The organism is Bradyrhizobium sp. NBAIM08 (assembly GCF_020193935.1).
In the GTDB taxonomy this organism is placed as follows: domain Bacteria; phylum Pseudomonadota; class Alphaproteobacteria; order Rhizobiales; family Xanthobacteraceae; genus Bradyrhizobium; species Bradyrhizobium yuanmingense.
This window is the reverse complement of sequence record NZ_JADYVR010000473.1, coordinates 1-436: the sequence shown is the minus strand read 5'-3', so window position 1 is coordinate 436 and position 436 is coordinate 1. Positions and strand designations below refer to the sequence as shown.

Genomic DNA, 436 nt, shown 5'->3' with positions numbered 1-436 from the left:
GGTGAGTAGCTGGTCCAGCGTGATCTTGTAGCCGTAATCAGGCAGCTGTGGAATATACTTGCGGACGTCGTCGGAAAGAGACAGGCTTTTTTCTTCTGCGAGGAGCAGAACTGCCGCAGCGATAAATTGCTTTCTCACCGATCCGGCATCGAAGACCGAGTTAGGGCTCAATGGAACATCCCGTTCGAGGTCAGCCGAGCCGTAAGCCCGGTTCACGACGACCTTTCCATCCTGCGATACAGCGCATATGCAACCCGGTGTGGCCGGTGTGGCCCAGCTGAAGAGTTTGTCAATTTCGCCCGTTTTGTCCTGAGCGTAAGTGTTGGTGCCGGCCAGTAAGCCGATAACTACGGATGATGCCAGAAGGGAAAAGCGTATCAGCAAAGCATTGCCGGCGCTGTTAAGTTTTAAAAGTAGTGGATATACACCATTAGCA

1 protein-coding gene is annotated in these 436 nt (G+C 52.8%); it reads right to left on the bottom strand.

What is annotated here, in order from left to right:
* On the bottom strand, nt 1–436 hold a 436-nt coding region (locus tag I6F37_RS40500; RefSeq protein ID WP_225154447.1), incomplete at both ends, for a serine hydrolase.